Raw genomic sequence first — 21342 nt, forward strand, 5'->3', positions numbered from 1 at the left:
TAAAAAGAATAGAGGAAAACATGAGTAACGAAATCAAAACTCAGGTAGTTGTACTAGGCGCTGGCCCTGCTGGCTATTCAGCTGCATTCCGTGCTGCAGATTTAGGTCTAGATACTGTTATTGTTGAACGTTTCAGCACGTTAGGCGGAGTATGTCTAAACGTAGGTTGTATCCCTTCTAAAGCTTTGCTTCATGTTTCTAAAGTCATTGAAGAAGCAAAAGCGGTTTCAAGCCACGGTGTTGTTTTTGGTGAGCCTCAAATTGATCTTGATAAGCTTCGTGAATACAAGCAATCAGTAATCGGTCAGTTGACTAGCGGATTAGGCGGCATGTCTAAGATGCGTAAAGTTAACGTGGTTAACGGTCTTGGTAAGTTCACAGGTCCTAACACGCTAGAAGTTCAAGGCGAAGATGGCGTTAAAGTTGTTCATTTTGAGCAAGCGATTATTGCTGCGGGTTCTCGCCCAATTCAATTGCCATTTATTCCTCATGAAGACCCACGTGTATGGGATTCAACTGATGCACTAGAGCTTAAAGAAGTTCCTGGCAAGCTACTTGTTATGGGTGGCGGCATCATTGGCCTAGAAATGGGTACAGTTTACTCTTCACTAGGTAGCGAGATTGACGTGGTTGAGATGTTCGACCAAGTTATTCCAGCAGCTGATAAAGACGTTGTTCGCGTATATACCAAGAAAATCAAGAAGAAGTTCAACTTGATGCTTGAAACCAAAGTCACTGCGGTTGAAGCGAAAGAAGACGGTATCTACGTAACAATGGAAGGCAAGAAAGCCCCTGCTGAGCCAGTTCGTTATGATGCAGTATTGGTTGCAATCGGCCGTGTACCAAACGGTAAAGGTCTAGACGCAGAAAAAGCGGGCGTTAATGTTGATGAGCGTGGCTTTATCAACGTTGATAAGCAGATGCGTACTAACGTACCAAACATCTTTGCAATCGGTGACATCGTTGGTCAACCAATGCTTGCACACAAAGGTGTGCATGAAGGTCACGTTGCTGCAGAAGTGATTTCTGGTCTTAAGCACTTCTTCGACCCTAAAGTTATTCCATCAATTGCCTACACAGACCCAGAAGTTGCGTGGGTTGGTTTAACTGAGAAAGAAGCAAAAGAGCAAGGTGTTGCTTATGAAACTGCGACTTTCCCATGGGCTGCAAGTGGCCGTGCTATCGCGTCTGATTGTGCTGACGGCATGACTAAGCTTATTTTCGACAAAGAGACTCACCGTGTTATCGGTGGTGCTATTGTTGGTGTTAATGGTGGTGAGCTTCTAGGTGAAATCGGCCTAGCCATTGAAATGGGTTGTGATGCTGAAGATTTAGCACTGACTATCCATGCGCACCCAACATTGCATGAGTCAGTGGGTTTAGCTGCTGAGATTTACGAAGGTTCAATTACTGATCTGCCAAACCCAAAGGCAAAGAAGAAAAAGTAAGCAATTAATCAACATTGCTTTGAACCCAATAAAGCGCTCTTTTGAGCGCTTTTTTATTGCCAGAAATTCATCATCTACTCCATAAGAAAGCGAGTTTTAAAGATCAACTGATCGGAAGAGCACTTTTTAGGTAATCAAATGATGAATCTATGTTATCTAAATGATACATTCAGATTTGTTTGGTAAAGCCATAAAGTAGATGGGGATAATAATCAAAAAGGTTTGGCTTAGTTTTCTGTTATTCATTACGACATGCGTTGCTCCAGCATTGGCCAGCGGTGATGTGCAGCGGGTGTTTAACGCTGATGATGGATTGGTTAATGCGACGGTGTGGGATATAAGCTTCGATGAACACGGCTATACTTGGCTGGCGACAGAGGAGGGGTTATATCGCGTAAGTAGTCATAAAGTCCGCCGTATCGATAAGGTCGGCGAGAAGTCAAAACTCAGTGATAGTATTCTCTATCTTGCAGAGCCACTTAGTCAGCGTCATATCCTGGTTAGTGGTGCTTATCAAATTTACCTTTATGATATTTATACCAACGAGTTTATTGAGTTTGGTAGCCCACAATTATTTCCTCAATATCGCGGCGGTGGCATTGTCTCTCAAGTAGAGGAGAGTGGTGGCGATCGTATTTTTTTAACTTATGATGGTGAATTGCTGAGATTTAACTATCAAAGCATGTCTCTTACGCGGATCAACTTTCTCCCTAGTAACCCCGATCACCCATGGCGGATTATGCTGCCTCTGTCTGAAAACCGTCTACTGGTCGGTAAAGAAAGCCACCTAGAAGTGCGCGATATCAATGGTGTGAGATTGGAAGTGCTGCCATGGCGCGATGAGTGGGGAGATATTAAGAATGTGTTTAAACACTCTACAGGGCGGGCCTGGATAAGCTCAAGTAAAGGCTTATTTGAAATCGACCAAAAAACTTTGTCGATAACCAAGGTTGAGCAACTCGAATATTATATTACAAATGTTGCCGAAGATAAGCGTGGCTATCTATGGCTTTCTACTCGAGCGGGTTTGCTGCGATGGTTTCCTGATGCTGAAACGGGCTCCTTCTATGGTAATGAATTAAAACTTAAATCTAATATCGATTATACCTACGACATTGCGGTAGATGATACGGGGTTGATTTGGGTTGGTGGCTCTGGCGATGGCGTGGCCATTTTAACCGTTGAGGCAGATTTTTTAACAGACAAATACACTAAAGCGGCGCCCTATCGAATAAAAGATGAAGTGATTTGGTCTATTTATGCCGAAGACAATCATGTGTGGTTTGGCACTGATAGTGGACTGATGTTAGTCGACAAGCTTACTCAGCAATCTTACTTAATTAATCCCCATGGCGTTGCGCTAAACGACAGTATTTATAAAATCGACTCCTTAGATGAAGACTTTTTATTGTTATCGACCACCAATGGATTGTCGGTGGTTAACAAAAAGACCTTTCACAGCCAAAGCTTTGCCAGTTGGTCAGGTGGCCAGAGCTCGCTCGAATATAAAGTGGTGTTTAACACTTACTTTGATAGCGCAATCGAAGGCCGAATTTGGTTTGCAACCAGTAGCGGGCTTTTCTATTGGGAGCAAGGCTTTAAGCAACCCAAACCTGTGCGTATTGGCAGCGCACTGAATAGTGCTCTAGCGATTGAAATTGTGGCGGTGACCCGAGATAGCAGTAATCGTTTATGGCTTGGTGGTAAACATATATTAGGCTATCTAGACTCGCAGCTGACTTTTCATCCAAAAATGGCGCCCTTATCAAGCCTAGGTGGCGCAGCTAACATTCGTTTTATTAAAGAGATTGGTGAAGATGAACTGTGGCTAGGGTTGGAATCTCATGGGCTAGTGTCTTTTAATATGCATACGAGTGAGATTAACAAGCTAACCGATAGCTGGAATGTGACCTGCCCTGGGATCTTTTTTATTGAAGAGGTGCGTAACTACCGTTTAATCGGTTGCCCGCGGTCGCTGATCCGCCAAAATGTCATTGATGGGTCATTGATGACGATTTCACCGCGAGATGGCTTGATAAGTGATGAGTTGAACGAAGGCTCTTACTTCGCCTCTGAAGATGGGCTGTATATCGGTACACCTGATGGCGCTATGTTGTTAGACATTGATTTACTGAAAAATCGAGTCAGTGAAGAGTCGGTATTGCTAGAGTCGATAGAGATCTACTTTGAAGATCGCACCGAGTTGAAGTTGTTGCCGGAGAATAATTACCATATTTTGCCTGGGGCACAGTTGGTCAGCTTTCAGCTAGCGAGTAGCAATTATCTCGACACTAAACCTTTGCAGCTAAAATACCGCTTAAGGCAGGGGGCTTTAGATGACGAGGCCAGTTATATTTTTCTTGATGGTAAGTCTCACCTCAACATTTCAGGATTAGAGTCTGGATCCTACATACTTGATATTCTGAGTTTAAATAACGATATTTGGTCAAAAACGCCCTATTCTTATCACTTTTATGTTGAAAAATATTGGTGGCAGACCTCTTGGTTTAAAGCCGTTCTGTTTGTGGTTTTATTGCTTATTGGTTTAGGGATTATCTTTATCCGTCAGCGCCAAGTTAAGGCATTTAAAAGCATAAACTTAGCGCTTACCGACAGTGATAACCGCTTAAAACAAGCATTAAAAGGCAGTAACTCAGAGCTCTGGGAGTGGCAACTCGATAGCGATCTATTCTGTCTGGAAAATATTGCTGGATTATTGAGTAACAAAGAGGCGCAGGTCTACCTTAAGTTAGAGCAATTTCCTATCCATAGAGAAGACGCTAGCGAAGTGATGGCTGCTTGGCAAGATATGCTGCAAGAACGTACCGATAGGTTTGAGGTTGAATATCGCTATTGGAGAACCGATGCCACCTGGGGATGGGTGAGAGTGATGGGGCGTCCTGTAAAGCGTAATGATCTTACGGGAGTCATTGAACGTGTTGCCGGTATATATAGCGATATCACCGAACAGAGAAAGCTAAAAGATGATGTATATTTATTGGCTCAAGCGTTTGAGAATACCTCTGAAGCAGTGCTAATTTTTGATAGCGAAGAGCGAGTCCAGGTGACTAACAAAGCTGCCAAAAACATGATGGGGCTAGATTCTGATAGCTTGATCGGGCTGCCGTTTTCGCAAGTGTTGCAAGCAGATGAAATCAATTCGAGTATTAGCCTTCTGTTGCAACAGGGGCTAACCTGGGCTGGTGAATGCCATGTAAATGCAGAGGATAACCAATGTTGTGCAGTTTGGCTTAACGTTTCATCAATCCTTAATGCCAACGGCGATGCGACTCACTATGTGGTGGTATTTTCTGATATTACTGAGCGAAAGCGTACTGAAGCCGACTTACGTCGATTAGCTAATTATGATGTGTTAACCGGATTACCCAACCGATCATTGCTCTCAAGTAAACTGGCTCAATCTGTATATCAGTCTGAAAAAGACGGTAGTAATTTAGCTCTACTATTTTTGGATCTTGATAGGTTCAAACATGTTAATGACTCCTATGGGCACAGCATGGGGGACGCTCTATTAGTTGAGGCGTCGAACCGCTTGCAGGCATTAATTGCAGACGAGCATGTATTGTGCCGCTTTGGTGGTGATGAGTTTGTTATCTTGCTGCGTAATAGTCCTGATGTGGATATGATCAATCACCTTTGCGAGCAGCTTTTGGCAAGTATAGAGTTGCCTTTTGAGCTTTATGGTCGAGAGTTTTATATCTCAACCAGTATCGGTGTCAGTTTGTGGCCAGAGGATGCCAAGCAACCTGAAGCGTTAATCAAGAATGCCGACTTGGCTATGTATCATGCTAAGGAAGAGGGTAAGGGTAAGTTTAAGTACTATTCTGTGGAGCGTAATGCCGAAGCGCTGTATCACCTTCGCCTTGAAGCGGATCTACGCAAGGCCATAGAGCGCAATGAGTTAGAGTTACACTTTCAGCCTCAGATAGATATCCTACAAAATGATAAATTGGTTGGAGTTGAGGCGTTACTGCGCTGGAACCACCCAAAAGAAGGCTTTGTTCGCCCCGATATCTTTATCAAAGTTGCAGAGGCCTGTGGTCTTATTGTAGACATAGATCGCTGGGTGATGCGTGAAGCCTGCATTCATGGCGCGCGCTGGGCCAAGCAATTAGTCGAGCCTATTAATGTATCGGTGAATGTTTCTGCACTGCATTTTCGTCAGCCCGATTTTATTAAAGGAGTAGAGCAGATCGTCGCTGAAACTAATATGCCTGCGGCGGCGCTATCATTAGAGATCACCGAAGGCGTGTTGATGAAAGAGCTTAAGGTGGCCAAGCAGCATCTTAAACAGCTTAAGACATTAGGGATTGATGTTGCGATTGATGATTTTGGTACTGGTTATTCATCATTGGCTTACCTGCGCCACTTTGAGGTTAACACCCTAAAAATAGATCGTTCTTTTCTTATTGATATCGCCACTAATAAGGCGGATCAAGCGATCGCCAGTAGTATTATAGAGCTCGCTAGAAACCTTAAGCTAGATGTCGTTGCTGAAGGAGTTGAAACTCATGAGCAGTTGGAACAGGTCTTTAGTCGCGGTTGTTATGTCATTCAAGGCTATTACTTTGCTAAGCCTATGCCGCTTGCCGAAATAGAGTCATACATGGGATTAAATCAAGCGTTAAGTGTAGAAGTTTAAATACACGTCTATTTATCTATCCCCACCATTACTTGCGTATAGCCACTAAATAAAATACGTTAATACATTATTAGAAGAGTCGAATAAGTCATTATGATACATAGAATTATTATTCTTTGTTTAGCCATCAGTTGCCCCTATTTCTCCGTAGCTGAAGAGCGCCCAAAAATCGGTTTAGTCTTGAGCGGCGGTGGTGCAAAGGGCGCTGCCCATATTGGGGTGCTTAAAGTCCTCGAAGAGAAGCAGATCCCCATCGATTATATAACGGGCACCAGTATTGGGGCTTATGTGGGGGGGATGTATGCGTTGGGGTATAGCGCTGCTGAAATCGAAGCCATCATGATGAATACCAATTGGGATAAAGGCTACTCCGATACCATTCCACGTGAAGCATTAAGTTATCGTGATAAAGAGACGCGTGATCAGTTCAATATACCCATTAATGTCGGCTATAGCGATGAGCAGGTGAAAATGCCTGCTGGCCTGCTTCGAGGCCAGTCTATGTCACAACTATTACGCAGTTCGACTAACCTGGTGCAGCAGTTTGGTGACTTTAATGATCTATCGATCCCCTATCGAGCCGTGGCGACCAATTTAGCCACTAGCGAGCCTGTAGTGCTAACCTCGGGTAGTATCGTTGCGGCAATGCAAGCCTCTGCATCGGTACCTGGTGCGCTGCAACCTGCAGTGATTGACGGGAAACTATTAGTCGATGGCGGTATTGCTAATAATATGCCTGTAGATGTTGTTAAAGCGATGGGGGCTGATATTGTTATTGCGGTTGATATTGGTTCGCCATTAATGGGGCAAACTGAGCTTAGCAGCACAGTTGCAGTCCTTAATCAGCTTTCCACTATTTTGACCAATGCCAGTTCTGATAGACAAAAAGCGCTGTTAACCGAGCACGATATTTTGATCCGTCCTAATATCGGCGAACTCAGTACAACTGACTTCAGCATTATGCCTATTGCGCTACCATTAGGCGAAATAGCTGCGCGACAACAGAGCGATAAGCTTGAGCTTTACAGTGTCGGGAAGCAAGATTACCAGCAGCATATCGCAACTAAAAAAACGAAGAGACAACAATGGCTAGCTGATATCGACAGACCGCTAATCAAAATCATTTATAACAATGACTCCAAGGTCAGCGAGAAGCTACTGGCTGATAACCTAGAATTGAATGTGGGCGAACCTGTTAGCGTTAAAGCATTAGAAGCTGGCTTAGATAGAGTTTATGCGCTGGATAAGTTTGAACGTGTAGATGCCGAATTTACCGATACCGAAGATGGGCGAGTGTTAACTGTTAGCACCAAGGCAAAATCTTGGGGGCCTAATTACTTTCAGCTGGGTTTCAGTTGGGAAGATGATTTTAGCTTAGATTCCGTTATCTCTCTGGATATGGCCTATACCATGACAGATCTCACTGAAAATGGCGGGGAATGGCGCAATGAGGTCTCTTTCGGTTTTGATAAATTAATCGCCTCTGAGTTTTATCAACCGCTTGAAAAAGATCAGAGTTTCTTTAGTCGGGCGCGGGTTGAGTATGAGCTTAAAGATTGGGGCTTTTTTGAAAACAACAATCGTGTTTTAGAGCTAAGGCAAACGGCATATCGAACCGAGATAGGCATAGGTATGAATTACACTCAAAACGGCATGGTAGAGGTGGGTCTGCTAGGCGAAATGGGTGATTTAGAAAATGATGCTTGGGGTTTTGGTAAAGTCGATTACGACGGCTACGGTGGCTATTTCAAATTTGCCTATGATGATTTAAACAGTATTAATTTCCCGACATCAGGTAATCGTTTTACCTTCAATGTGTATATGCGAAAAGAAAGTTACGAGCTTGATGGTGTTAGTGATTCTTCTGATTTTTCTATGCAGTACGAAGCCGATTGGCGTGGTGCGGTAGGTGTGGGGAATCATGCGTTTGTGGGTATCGCCTCTTTGGCGACTGTCGACAAAGATGGTGAGTTTACCGTCAACGTATCTGAGCTAGGTGGTTTCTTAAATCTTTCGGGCTATCACAAGAACGCACTCTATGGGGCGCATAAGGTTTTTGGTGCCTTTGTTTACCAGTATGATTTAGGTCGTGACATATTGGGCATGACTGAATATCCGCTTTATCTAGGCACAAGTATCGAGGCGGGTAATGTGTGGAACCAAAAAGATAGCGTGTCGTTAGATGATCTGATTTATGCAGGCAGTTTGTACTTAGGCATTGATACCAGTGTGGGCCCGGCGGCACTGGGTTTCGGCGCGTCTGATGATGGAGAGAAAACGGTATTCCTGTTTATTGGTAAAAATTGGTAGTCGAGGCTAAAACAAACTGAGAGTCAGTAAATAAAGAGGCTATAAGTAAAGAGGCTATAACCTTACGCTGATTGGTATTAGGCGTTAACACAACGCTTGAAACACACAGCTTTAAATACTGCGCTTTAAACACAGTGATATTGATTTTAAGCCCATCGACAGATGGGCTTTTTACTTTTGTATCGCTGACTGTTAACTGTTTGAGAGTGCATTGCTTAACGCGTTGCTAAAAAGTCGGGTAATTCTTCTAGGCTATTTAGTTGTTGGTGGGCAATGACCCATTTGCTCTGCGCCGCGAGTTGCGCTTCAGGAATGGCAATGGTCTGCATATTCGCCGCGCGAGCAGAGATTAATCCATTAAATGAATCTTCTATCGCTAAGCAATTGATGGGATCAATTTTGAGCGCCTCTGCACACTTTAAATAGACTTCTGGATGAGGTTTGCCATGGGCTAAGTGCTCGGCAGAGTAAACTGCTTCAAAGTATGAACCTATCTGTAACCTGTTTAAAACGGCGTGAATGATATCGCTAGAAGAGGAGGTTGCGAGGCCGATTTTTAGCTGATGTTGCTTGCAAGAACGCAATGCATTGACAACGCCAGCCATGGGTTCACCATCACTGGTAATGTGGCGGACCACTTGTTTTACAATCGCGTCGGCAGTACTTTGGTTACTGTAATTTTTCCACGGAAAACGGGCATACCAAAAAGCGACGACTTGATCGATTCTTAGGCCGGTTGTGAGCGTCATATCTTGCATTGAAACGTTTAAACCCAGTTTAGTCATAACCTCAAAAATGGCTATTTGCCAAACAGGTTCGGAGTCGATTAATACGCCATCCATGTCAAAAATGACGGCTTTTAGCTCTGGTGTGCTCATAAGTATCCAATTATGTTCATTATAACTTTGGTGAATATTAGCGGTGAGAATGGCCTATTTAACAAATAATCATACTGCTAACCCTATAATAATCACAGAGTTTTATGTTTAATTATTGCCTCTCAAAACCGTTTTTAATGATCATAAATATCTGATTTATATAATTTAGATCAAGGTTTCACACTATGGTCTAGTTTTCTTTTGCAGCGAATGGCTTTAATGTATAGGCCGAGATGTCGATTGAGTGTTGTTTTACTTTTGCTGAAGTGTGATCCGATTCATACTTTTGTAAAGCTGTAGTATAATAGCGCTCGAAATAAGGGTCGAGCCTGCCGAGCTGTCAGTTTCAATTTGAAGACGAGCAGTTTCGCTGTTAGAACGCCAAACAAAGAGGAAGGTTGCCGTGCTAGAAGCATATCGTAAACACGTCGCAGAACGTGCTTCAGAGGGCGTAGTCCCTAAGCCATTAGATGCCCAACAAGTGGCACAGTTAGTTGAATTGGTAAAGAATCCACCAGCAGGTGAAGAAGCAGTTATTCTTGATCTGTTAGAAAATCGTATCCCACCTGGTGTTGATGAAGCCGCATATGTTAAAGCGGGCTTTCTCGATGCGGTCGCTAAAGGCGAAGTCTCATCTTCTATCTTATCGTCTGAGCGAGCAGTTGAACTGCTAGGCACAATGCAAGGTGGTTACAACATCGAACCACTGATTGCGCAACTTGATAATGAAGCGCAAGCGCCATTAGCCGTTGAAGCGCTATCACACACACTATTAATGTTTGATTCTTTCCACGATGTAGTGGAAAAAATGCAAGCTGGTAATGACTACGCTAAGCAAGTTGTTCATGCTTGGGCCGATGCTAAATGGTTCCTGTCTCGTCCAAAGCTTGCTGAAAAAATCTCTCTGACCGTATTTAAAGTGTCAGGTGAGACCAACACAGACGATCTTTCTCCGGCACCCGATGCATGGTCACGTCCTGATATTCCATTGCACGCACTTGCGATGCTTAAGAATGCGCGTGACGGCATTGTGCCAGATGAAGCTGGCGCTGTTGGTCCAATCAAAGAGATTGAATCATTAAAAACTAAAGGTTTCCCACTTGTATACGTTGGTGACGTAGTGGGTACAGGCTCTTCACGTAAGTCAGCGACTAACTCTGTATTGTGGTTTATGGGTGATGATATCCCTAATGTGCCTAATAAGCGCGCTGGTGGTTTCTGTTTAGGTGGCAAGATTGCGCCAATCTTCTTCAACACCATGGAAGATGCTGGTGCACTACCTATTGAGCTAGATGTGAGCAAGATGGAAATGGGCGATGTTATCGATATCTACCCATATGAAGGCATCGTTAAGCGTCATGGCACTGATGAAGTTATCTCTGAGTTCTCGCTAAAGACTGACGTGTTGTTGGATGAGGTTCGTGCAGGTGGTCGTATCCCACTTATCATCGGTCGTGGTCTAACAGACCGTGCTCGTGAAACATTAAACCTTGAAGCATCTGCTGAGTTTGTACGTCCACAAGATGTGGCAGACACTGGTAAGGGTTATACCCTTGCACAGAAGATGGTTGGTAAAGCGTGTGGTGTTAGCGGTATTCGTCCAGGCCAATACTGTGAGCCAAAGATGAGCTCTGTAGGCTCGCAAGATACTACTGGCCCTATGACACGTGATGAGCTTAAAGATCTTGCATGTCTTGGTTTTAGCGCTGATTTGACTATGCAGTCTTTCTGTCACACAGCGGCTTATCCTAAGCCTATTGATGTGAACACTCACCACACACTGCCAGATTTTATTATGAATCGCGGCGGTGTTGCGCTGCGTCCTGGTGACGGTGTTATTCACTCTTGGTTAAACCGTATGCTACTACCTGATACCGTAGGTACAGGTGGTGACTCACATACTCGTTTCCCTATTGGTATTTCATTCCCTGCCGGTTCAGGTCTTGTGGCATTCGCTGCTGCAACCGGTGTGATGCCGCTTGATATGCCAGAATCAATCTTGGTTCGCTTTAAAGGTGAGATGCAGCCTGGTATCACGCTACGTGATTTGGTACATGCTATCCCGCATAAAGCGATTGAAATGGGTCTGTTGACTGTTGAGAAGAAAGGCAAGATCAATGCTTTCTCTGGTCGCGTCCTTGAGATTGAAGGTCTTGAGCAGCTTAAAGTTGAGCAAGCATTTGAGCTTTCAGATGCATCTGCAGAGCGTAGTGCTGCAGGCTGTACCATTAAGCTTGATAAAGAGCCAATCATTGAATACCTTAACTCAAACATCGTGATGTTAAAGTGGATGATTAGCGAGGGTTACGGTGATCGTCGTACTATCGAGCGCCGGATCACAGCGATGCAAGAGTGGTTGGCTAACCCGGAGCTCATGCAAGCAGACAGCGATGCACAATACGCCGAAATTATCGAAATCGATTTGAACGAAATCAAAGAACCGATTCTTTGTGCGCCAAACGATCCAGATGATGCAGTGCTATTATCTTCAGTGGTTGATACTAAGATTGACGAAGTGTTCGTTGGTTCTTGTATGACGAACATCGGTCATTTCCGTGCAACGGGTAAGATGCTTGATAAGTTTGCTACCACTTTGCCAACACGTTTGTGGATTGCGCCGCCAACTAAGATGGACCGCGACCAGCTAACAGAAGAGGGCTACTACGCAATCTTCGGCCGTGTTGGTGCACGTATTGAGATCCCAGGTTGTTCATTATGTATGGGTAACCAAGCACGTGTTGCTGAAGGTGCTACGGTAGTTTCAACTTCTACACGTAACTTCCCGAACCGTCTAGGTACAGGTGCTAATGTTTACTTAGCATCTGCAGAACTAGCGGCAGTTGCTGCACTACTTGGTCGTTTACCATCACCCGATGAGTATCAGACATACGCTAAAGAGTTAGATGCAACTGCAGCTGACACTTATCGTTACCTGAACTTTGATCAAATTGCGTCGTACACAGCAAAAGCTGATGAAGTGATTTTCCAATCAGCAGTTTAAGCTAGATTGAAGCACTAAAAAGGCCAGCTAATCAGCTGGCCTTTTTGTTGATTCATTTTTATTTTGCTAGAACCTAGAACCTAGAACCTAGAACCTAGAACCTTCTTTGAGTCTTAAGAATGCTTGCTATGCAGCACTTCGAGCAGCTTATCTTCAAGCTCAAAACGTGTTTCCATTGCGTGACCTAAAGATGACAGGTCTTTATCTAAATGAAATAGCACTTGCTCATCATCGGCTTCGGTATATTTGTCATTGAAGTCTAAAGCTGTGTCAGTGGTTTCACTAATCTTGGGTACCAGTTGTTGAGCAAGCGCTTGGCTTGAGCTGCCATTTTTCTCACAGGCGGTCACAACTTGGTTATAGATCTCAAAGTGCCCTTCAGACACATAATCCATTAATTGGCCACAAAACAGCTTTACAGACGCAAAGGCAGGGAGTGATTTTTCAGTTTCCTCATACGGCGGGATCCCAGCAATCTGACAATAGTTAATAAGCAGGTTGCGCCGATTATTTAACCATTGATCTATAAGAGTATTTGAGCCGCCCCATTTTTGTTCGGCTTTCTCTAGCTTTCTTAGCATGATCTTCCCCGTTAAAAATCCATCTCTGTATCTCTAATGTAGGGGACAAATGTGGTTTTGATCAACCATTTTTGAAGGATTTATGAAATGGACATACCAGCGTATGAATTGTGAATGGGGCGTTATAAAATAAAATGCCCAGCGATAGAAATCTATCGCTGGGCGAGTAAAGTTTTTGCGGGCTCGATGCGACGAGCTTCTTGATTGTTCTTGCTAGCGCAGACTTTTTATACCAAAGCTAGCACCTTGGTGCAACTTTTTTCTGTCACATTGGGAGTCATACAGCTTAGGTTAAGCTGAGTTGTGAATCTATTTCACGTTTCTAGTCAAAGCTGTGAACTGTGATTTATAGCCTTAATATTTTACCGATAAAGAAGGCAATAATGTTAACTACCTCAGAATTGACGGAAAATGTCGCGTTGCTTGTCACATTATTTTACGGATTCAGGTTACTTTATTAACGTAAATGCTAAACTACTGCCCCAAGCGGATATCACTATAAGTTTAGGAATCAAGCCAAATGGCAGAATTAAAGAATGATCGTTATTTACGTGCGTTATTAAAACAGCCTGTCGACAGAACTCCTGTCTGGATGATGCGTCAAGCAGGTCGTTATCTTCCAGAATATAAAGCCACCCGCGCAGAAGCTGGCGACTTCATGTCTCTTTGTAAGAACCAAGACCTGGCTTGTGAAGTCACTCTTCAGCCATTACGTCGCTACGATTTAGATGCTGCAATCCTGTTCTCTGACATTTTGACTGTACCCGATGCTATGGGCTTAGGTCTTTACTTCGAAACAGGCGAAGGTCCACGTTTCGAACGCCCTACAGATACTATCGATTCAATCAAAAAGCTTTGCATTCCAGACCCAGAAGATGAGCTTGGTTATGTAATGCGTGCTGTTAGCACCATTCGTCGTGAGCTTAAAGGTGAAGTGCCATTAATCGGTTTCTCTGGCTCACCTTGGACGCTAGCGACTTACATGGTTGAAGGCGGTTCTAGCAAGGCGTTTGAAAAGATTAAGAAGATGGCTTACGAAGAGCCAGCAACTTTGCATATGCTTTTAGATAAGCTAGCAGACTCTGTTACTTTGTACTTGAACGCTCAAGTTGCAAACGGCGCGCAGTCTCTTATGATTTTCGATTCATGGGGTGGTGCACTTTCTCACCATGCATACCGTGAATTCTCACTACGCTACATGCAAAAAATCGTTGATGGCTTAACTCGCCATGCAGACGGTCGCCAAGTACCAGTTACGCTATTTACTAAAGGTGGCGGACTATGGCTTGAGTCAATGGCTGAAACTGGCTGTGACGCACTAGGTCTAGATTGGACTGTTGATATCGGTGATGCACGTCGCCGTGTTGGTCATAAAGTTGCGCTACAAGGTAACATGGACCCATCAGTACTTTACGGAACACCTGAGCGCATCCATCAAGAAGTGGATCAAATCCTTTCTTCTTACGGTGAAGGCACTGGCCATGTATTTAACTTGGGCCACGGTATTCACCAGCATGTTGATCCAGAGCGTGCAGGTTCGTTCATTAACTCAGTGCATGAGTTATCAGGTAAATACCACAAGTAATTAGCTCGCCCACACGCGAATTAATTAACCATTGGTTGGTATAAATAAGGGCTCAGTTTACTGGGCCTTTATTGTTTCTGTTGTTAGCGGATTTTGAGATGAACTCTCAGCTTTATCATTACTTGGTGCCCCACTCACCGTCTTAACAGGCTTTAACTCCAATCTAAATTGGCTACCTTTACCCGGTGTACTGTCAATCTCTATACCACAGCCGAGCAAGGTTAATAGCTGCCTGACTATCGCAAGGCCTATGCCTAATTGCGGTAGAGCACTTTGCTTACCTGTTATATCGAGCGTCCTTTGGTTTAATTGCTTCAGGGCTTGCAGCTCATGCTTATGCATTCCTGAGCCGTTATCACTGACTTGTAGCCACACTTTATCGTTATCGGCAGTCATGGTCGCAATGCTTATTTTTCCTCGCTCTGGAGTATAACGAATAGCATTATCTATTAGATTATTAAGCACCCTTTGTAGCAGCTGTGGATCGGTACTTATCGTTAGCTGCTGTTTATCGACAAAGTCTAGCTCAATCGATTTCGATTTTGCTCTAGGGGCAAAGGTTTGCTGTAACTCCTGCAATAGATTGCTTAGCAAGCAAGCTTGAAACTTTGGTGTTACCTGACCATTTTCAAGCGCGGTTAGCTCAAGTAATTGCCCCAGTAATTGCTGCAGGTGCTGGCCTGAGCGAGCTGCGATCTCAATTAGGTCGCTACTGCGCTCATGTTCAGGCAGTAATAACCAGGTGTCGATATAACCCTGTAGTGAGGTTAGCGGTGTTTTTAAGTCATGAGACAGATGCAACATAAAAGCATGACGCTCTTCTTGTTGGCGATGAATCGCTTGGTGCTGCTCACTTAATGCTGACAATAACGTATTGATATGCTGACTGAGGCGATTGATTTCACTGCTGCCTGAGTATTGGCCTGGTAAAGTGAGGCCATCATTGAGCTTGTGCTTGGCCAGCAAGTTCAGATCATGTTCTAAACGGCTTAATGGTTGGGTAAAAATCTTTAATAACAATATAAAGAGTAAGATGGCAAAAGCGAAGGTGATCACAATGGCGGCCGCCCAAAACTGTGTCGATTGATGCTCGCCAACAATTGATTGCCAGCTATCAAAGTCCTCCCCCCCAATAATCACGTATAGATAGCCAGTTTGTTTGCCTTGAGGGTCAATGAGTTTAGCTGCGGAAAAGATTTTATCTTTGTTGATTGAGCGCGGGTCGGTACCGAGTAAAGGCCGTTTATTACCGTCAATGAAGGTGTTTATGAGTTTTGTATCAACTCGCTGCTGCTTAATCTTTTCTTCACTCGCATCATAAGCGATGACCTGACCTTGATTGTCTAAGGTGTATATTTCAAAGCTAGGGCCTAGCAGCATAAAGTCATGAAAGGCCTCTTTTAATGCAGCGTCGGAGGTCACTCCTTTAGAAAGTAGGGGGTTGATATGCGCCATATGCTCAGCAAGCTCGCGGTGCAGCGATTGTTGAATTTGGTTGCGGCTAAATTCTTGGCTAAACTGCTGCCATTGCCACAGTGCGACAAGTAATATGAGTATGACTAAAGTAGCCGCGAGTAAGATTCGGCTAAATAAGCTTTTCATTGCTTGCCCTCTAAGGTGAGTTATTTAGGACTAAGGTAAGGTTAAGATGCTGCTTGTATTGTGGGTGGAGTAAATTTGTAGCCAACCCCCCAGACCGTTTTAACCAATTTAGAGGTGTGGCTATTACGCGCAAGCTTAGAGCGTAAGCGATTCACATGACTATTCACCGTGTGCTCATAACCTGAATATGAGTAACCCCATACGGCTTCTAATAATTGCATTCTGCTGAACACCTGCTTGGGATGCTGAGCAAGGTACAGCAAGAGGTCGAACTCTCGAGCAGTCAGCTCCAGCACTTCATTAAAAGCAATCACTTCTCGGGTATTACAGTTAATGGTGATGCCATCAAATTCAACTGAGTTTTGCTGTTGTTCCAGTTGTCTTGAGCGCCTTAGCAGGGCTTTAACTCGGGCTCTGAGCTCGAGCACACTAAAAGGTTTTATCAAATAATCATCTGCACCTGACTCGAGCCCGAGCACGATATCGGCTTCAGAGTCTTTAGCGGTTAACATCATGCAAGGTAGGTCGTTTCCGGCCTCACGGAACTGTTGGCATAGGGTGATTGCATCGCCATCGGGTAGCATTCTATCCATGACAATAAGGTCAACGTTAGTTTGCTCTATATGACGTTGTGCTTGTTGCAGCGTGGTGCAATGGATCACATCATGATTCATGCTTTTAAGGTTGAGCATGACGAGTTTTGCTAAGTCTTGCTCATCTTCGAGGAGTAGTATTCGCTTCGATGTTTGATGCTCATTGTTGTTGATTGATCCATTCATGCTTCGCTCCCAAAGGCAGTTGCTTAACAACAAGACCCGCCGATGGAAGCTTTTATTTCGCACTATTATTGGTCACTTTTATAAGTCGTTTACTCTGTGCGATTCACGCGGATTAGCATTACTGGGTTATCAAAGCGATGTGAGGCTGAAAGGACGGAGTCTGCAAGGCCGTCATCACTGCTAATGACTCCAGGGTGAGCGTGAACTTTGTTGGAGTCATCACGTGTGGCATTAAAACCTTCGCCACCATCAGCAGGGCCTGGGATAGTGCCTTTAGCTTCAGTATTCGCTTCAGTACCAGCATCGTAGGCAATCACTCTAAAGCTGATAGACTCATTAACAGCTAAGGCTGTTAAGTCATAACCGGTAAAACCTGCAAAAGCATCGTTAGTGTTAACGAGCATGGTCACTACTGACAGGTCCGCAATCATATCGGCATTAAGACTAATAGAGATCTTCTCACTGGCCCCAGGTAATAATATGCCAGCACCACTTGTCAGCTCAGTGACCACAGCTTCATCGGTTAAGCCACTGGGGTCTCCGGATTCTGCTAATGTTTCTAAAGCAACGCTAGCGCTTTGTCCGCTACTCCATAGCACTGTGTCAACTTGATGGCTAACGACCGCAATTGGCGACATGGGCTGGTTTGCGGTTAAGTTGGTCACTGCAATGCTGTAGCTCTGCATTGTCGGTGTAACTACGGGGGGAGTAATGGGTTCAGGGCTGTCATTATTATTGTCAGAGCAGCCGCCTAGTAATAATGCACCAGCGCTCAACAGTATAAGCCCGTTGTATTTAAGGTTCTTGTTAGGATTATTCATCAGGTATTCTCCTATTTAACCACAACAGTCACTCGAGCTACCGGATTTAACCAGCGGTGTACGCGGCTATCAAGGTCACTCATGCCGCCCTGTAGGTCGGTATCGCCAAGCACGCCTGGGTGAATATGCACCTTATCGTTACTGCTCATACCCATTACACCGGTTGCGTTCATGCCGCCATCACCACCAGGTGCCGCGGGGATCCCTGGAGTACCAGACATGCCACCACCATTAACGACTTCGTCGTTGGCTTCTGTGCCAGCGTCATAGGCATTAAGGGTAAAGGTATAGCTGCCGGCTTCGGTTGGGATTTTCCAGGCATCTAAGCCGACGAAAGCGTCGTTTGTTGGCAGGACCATAGCGGTAATCGATAGGTGAGTCATATCACCTGAATCGAGCATAATGCTGTCGACTTTAGTGCTAGGGGCTAATAGTCCGCCAGCCGGATTGGTCAGCGTAATACCGCCTGCACCTTTTACGGCGGCATCTAAGTCGGCAATATCACCGCCCTCAGCCATTTTTTGTAAGGCAGGAGTTGCCATTTCTCCGGCTTGGAAAAGATGGCTGTCCATATCATGGGCAGCGATAAGCAGCGGGGTGAAATGATTGCCGTGGGTTAAATTAGTGATGCTAATCTCTAACTCAGCCGCTGACACGGGTAGGCTAATAGCGGTACTTAGAATAAGCATTTTAGTGATCTGGTTAAGCTTCATGATAACTCTCCTTTGCAATGTATGGTTCAGTGTGGCAAAGGGATGTCACCTGAATATCTCTCAATTATCACAAAAGTATAACAATTGGTTTTATGCGATAATCAGGGGGAATTTGCCATGAATTTACAGGCTTATTCATGGATTTGTTTAAGAGTTGTCCTTGGTTGGTGTTTTTATCAACGACTGCATCTAAGGTAGGTATTATCTATGATATAAATCGGGTACTTTGCTAGCGCAAACCAAGTCGTGGCCAGAGTTGCTGGTGGGTTTTGAATTAGAGAAGTTGTCTTTAAATGCAAATTAGCAAGAAAGTTGTTTTAATCATTTTTGGGATGAGTATCCCGCTCCTCGTTGCTGCCAGCTTAGCTGGAGTGACATGGCTACATAACGAAGTCGATTCGATTCGCCGTGATGTTATTGAAGCAGAGCTTAAGAGTATTGAGTCGCAAATAAAAAGTGACCTTGAGGTGCTGCAGCGAGCACTAGAGGCTCAGCCGATGCTGTCAGCCTCAGCCGTTAATTCGGCAGCTTCTGCATGGCCAAAGCTGGCACAATTTAGCGACCTGCAGTTATCCCCGGTAGTAGACGGGTATGTTGACTTGGATGATGGCGCTAACAAAGCCAGATTAAATCTACCTGCTGAACTACTTGCGAACCCGCAGGAAAACACAGGACTCTACTATGACGCACAACATAGGCAGGGTTATTTTATAAGCTTGCTGGCGGCGTCGGGTTCTCAGCGTTTACTTTTGAGCCGTAAGCTAACAGATGCATATTTAGCAAATTTAGACTTGAGCGATTTTGTTACCCAGATTAAATTGGCACCGGGAAGCGCACAAGCCGGGCTGCTACTAACAGATGATACAGTGACCGCCAATACAGTGACCGCCGAATTGAGTATGCCAAGCCTACTAGCTCAATCGCCAGCGCATCTTACAATTACCTTCTCTAATCACTTTTTCTCTCGCGTGGTATTGCAATATAGCTTGTTCACATTGAGCCTATTGGGTTTATCTATCATCTTGTTATTAGGTGTATTCTTTTGGCTTAGGTTAGGGGTATTTAAGCCCTTTGAGCGCTTTGCTAAACAACTTAACGCTATCGACTTTACTTCAAGGGAAAGGGCACTGATAAGCAGTGACGGCCATGGCGAGTTTAGCCAGATATCAAGCGACATTAACCAACTATTATCTCGGGTATATCAACAAGAAAGGCAATCTAAGATCACCTTAGAGTCAATTGCAGAAGCGGTCATTTTGATCGATATTGATACCAGAGTGAGTTATCTCAACCCTTATGGCGAACGCTTGCTAAAAGTGAGTAATGAGCAGGCGCGAGGCAAAAGCCTGGATGAATTGTTAGCAGGTCATAAAGGCTTGAGCGATACCTTAGTTGCTTTTATGCAAGGCGGTAGTCTACGTGTGGAGTCCACGCAGCTTAGACTAGACATTGATACACCTAAGCTAATGAGTGGCAAATTCAGCAATTTATCAGACTACTCTGGCCGCATTATTGGCGCAGTGATTGTGCTACGAGATACCACCGATGAAGCGCTACTCAAACAGCGATTGCAGCGCAGAGTTCATTTTGACTCTATGACCGGGCTGCTTAATCGTGGTGCATTTGAGCAGCAATTTATTCGTTATGTGCAATCGTCCAAAACACTGGCAATGGTATGTCTGGATCTGGAACAATTTAAGCTTATCAATGAGTCATGCGGTCATAGCGTTGGCGATAAAATGCTTGATAACGTTGCTAAAGCTATTGGCTCTTGCTTATTCAAAGGTGAATTATTAGGGCGTTTAGGTGGCGATGAATTTGGCTTAGTGATTAAAGACTGCTCGGCCCTTGAAGTGGCTAAGTTGATTAAGAAGATCATTGTCAGCGTGGGTAGCCAAGAGGTGACACATAACGATACGCACTACCGCGTTGGTGTGAGTGCTGGCGTAGCCTTGTCACGCTTTGATCAACAAACGGATCTTTTAGAGCTACTAAAAGATGCCGATATCGCCTGCCATGCTGCTAAATGCAAGGGCAGTAACCAAGTGCACTTTTATGACAGCCGCGACAAAGACTTAAGCTATCAACGTAATGCATCTAAGTGGGCGGTTAGAATTGTACAGGCGATTGAGCACAATGAACTGGTTCTTTACTATCAAAAGATAAAATGTCTTTCCTCTCACAGTCGTAGACAGCGTCTTGAGGTGTTACTGCGGATCCAAGAGCCGGGCGGGAGAGTTTTGCCTCCTGCACAATTTATTGCTGCTGCAGAGCGCTTTAAGTTAATTGTTGATGTCGATAAAGAGGTCATCAGAAAGACTTTTCTGTGGTTATCTTTAAATGAACCGCTTTGGGATGATCACTGTCTATCGATTAATTTGTCAGGTAATAGCCTTGGCGCTGAAGGCATGGTCGACTTTATCCTTAAGCAACAAAAGCGTTTTGGGATCCCGAGCAGTTGTATTTGCTTTGAGATCACCGAAACAAGTGCTATCCAAAATCGTAGTCGTGCGATGAAGATGTTGTTAGATCTGCGAAAGCGTGGCTTTGCTTTTGCACTGGATGATTTTGGTAGCGGGTTTGCATCCTATGGTTACCTCAAAGAGATGCCTGTCGACTACGTTAAGATAGACGGCTGCTTTGTAAAAAACTTAGTCAGCAATGCCAAAGACTACGCCATTGTAAAATCGATTAACGATGTCTGCCGAGTGATGGGAATCGAAACGATCGCAGAATTTGTGGAAAACCAAGAGATTATCGATCAACTCGAAATCATTGGGATTAACTATGCCCAAGGTTACGGTATTGGCCGACCTCAAGCATTAGAGTCCTATCAAACAGAACCCGCCCCAGAAAAACTGATGGTTTAAAATCGCGATCACTTTAAAAGAGTGATGGTTTAAAAGAGTTATTTGCGATTGGGGTAATTATGTGTGAGCTTTAACACTTAAATATAAACTC

12 protein-coding genes are annotated in these 21342 nt (G+C 44.3%); 6 read left to right on the forward strand and 6 right to left on the reverse strand.

From position 1 onward, the window contains the following. Positions 1-20 precede the first annotated feature (20 nt). The 3 genes from lpdA to ACVBIU_RS11805 all read left to right on the forward strand — a co-directional run bounded on the left by lpdA (position 21) and on the right by ACVBIU_RS11805 (position 8421). Positions 21-1448: a dihydrolipoyl dehydrogenase gene (gene lpdA, locus ACVBIU_RS11795; protein WP_447160786.1), complete on the forward strand. Its 1428-nt coding sequence runs from the start codon at positions 21-23 to the stop codon at positions 1446-1448. A 199-nt stretch (positions 1449-1647) separates the two neighbouring features. Continuing rightward, positions 1648-6111 carry an EAL domain-containing protein gene (locus tag ACVBIU_RS11800; RefSeq protein ID WP_447163846.1) on the forward strand — a complete coding sequence of 1488 codons (4464 nt, stop codon included), beginning with the start codon at positions 1648-1650 and terminating at the stop codon, positions 6109-6111. A 93-nt stretch (positions 6112-6204) separates the two neighbouring features. After that, positions 6205-8421, forward strand: a complete 2217-nt coding sequence (locus ACVBIU_RS11805) for a patatin-like phospholipase family protein (RefSeq protein ID WP_447160788.1) — start codon at positions 6205-6207, stop codon at positions 8419-8421. Positions 8422-8636: 215 nt separating this feature from the next. Here ACVBIU_RS11805 and hxpB read toward each other — a convergent pair whose 3' ends face one another. Then, positions 8637-9299, reverse strand: coding sequence for a hexitol phosphatase HxpB (gene hxpB / locus ACVBIU_RS11810; protein WP_447163847.1), 663 nt, complete (start codon positions 9297-9299; stop codon positions 8637-8639). A gap of 403 nt (positions 9300-9702) precedes the next feature. Between hxpB and acnB the strand changes: the two genes are divergently transcribed. Then, the gene (gene acnB / locus ACVBIU_RS11815) at positions 9703-12300 is read left to right on the forward strand and encodes a bifunctional aconitate hydratase 2/2-methylisocitrate dehydratase (RefSeq protein WP_447160790.1); all 2598 of its coding nucleotides are present in this window, start codon (positions 9703-9705) and stop codon (positions 12298-12300) included. A 113-nt stretch (positions 12301-12413) separates the two neighbouring features. Here the strand turns inward: acnB and rsd are convergent, their stop codons facing one another. Next, positions 12414-12881: a sigma D regulator gene (rsd, locus tag ACVBIU_RS11820; protein ID WP_447163848.1), complete on the reverse strand. Its 468-nt coding sequence runs from the start codon at positions 12879-12881 to the stop codon at positions 12414-12416. Positions 12882-13401: 520 nt separating this feature from the next. Between rsd and hemE the strand changes: the two genes are divergently transcribed. Continuing rightward, complete coding sequence (gene hemE / locus ACVBIU_RS11825; protein ID WP_447160792.1) at positions 13402-14466, forward strand: uroporphyrinogen decarboxylase; 1065 nt, start codon at positions 13402-13404, stop codon at positions 14464-14466. A 57-nt stretch (positions 14467-14523) separates the two neighbouring features. On the opposite strand, the gene ACVBIU_RS11830 is transcribed toward hemE, so the two are convergent. From ACVBIU_RS11830 to ACVBIU_RS11845, 4 genes are all read right to left on the reverse strand, one after another. Further along, positions 14524-16068: a sensor histidine kinase gene (locus tag ACVBIU_RS11830; RefSeq protein ID WP_447163849.1), complete on the reverse strand. Its 1545-nt coding sequence runs from the start codon at positions 16066-16068 to the stop codon at positions 14524-14526. Positions 16069-16109: 41 nt separating this feature from the next. Beyond that, positions 16110-16847, reverse strand: a complete 738-nt coding sequence (locus tag ACVBIU_RS11835) for a response regulator transcription factor (RefSeq protein WP_447163850.1) — start codon at positions 16845-16847, stop codon at positions 16110-16112. An 89-nt stretch (positions 16848-16936) separates the two neighbouring features. Beyond that, positions 16937-17668: a spondin domain-containing protein gene (locus tag ACVBIU_RS11840; RefSeq protein ID WP_447163851.1), complete on the reverse strand. Its 732-nt coding sequence runs from the start codon at positions 17666-17668 to the stop codon at positions 16937-16939. A gap of 11 nt (positions 17669-17679) precedes the next feature. Further along, positions 17680-18381, reverse strand: a complete 702-nt coding sequence (locus ACVBIU_RS11845) for a spondin domain-containing protein (RefSeq protein ID WP_447163852.1) — start codon at positions 18379-18381, stop codon at positions 17680-17682. A 332-nt stretch (positions 18382-18713) separates the two neighbouring features. Here ACVBIU_RS11845 and ACVBIU_RS11850 point away from each other — a divergent pair, with 332 nt between their 5' ends. Continuing rightward, positions 18714-21251, forward strand: coding sequence for a putative bifunctional diguanylate cyclase/phosphodiesterase (locus ACVBIU_RS11850; protein ID WP_447163853.1), 2538 nt, complete (start codon positions 18714-18716; stop codon positions 21249-21251). The last annotated feature ends 91 nt before the right edge of the window (positions 21252-21342 follow it).

The sequence above is a fragment of the Shewanella sp. 30m-14 genome, assembly GCF_052977125.1.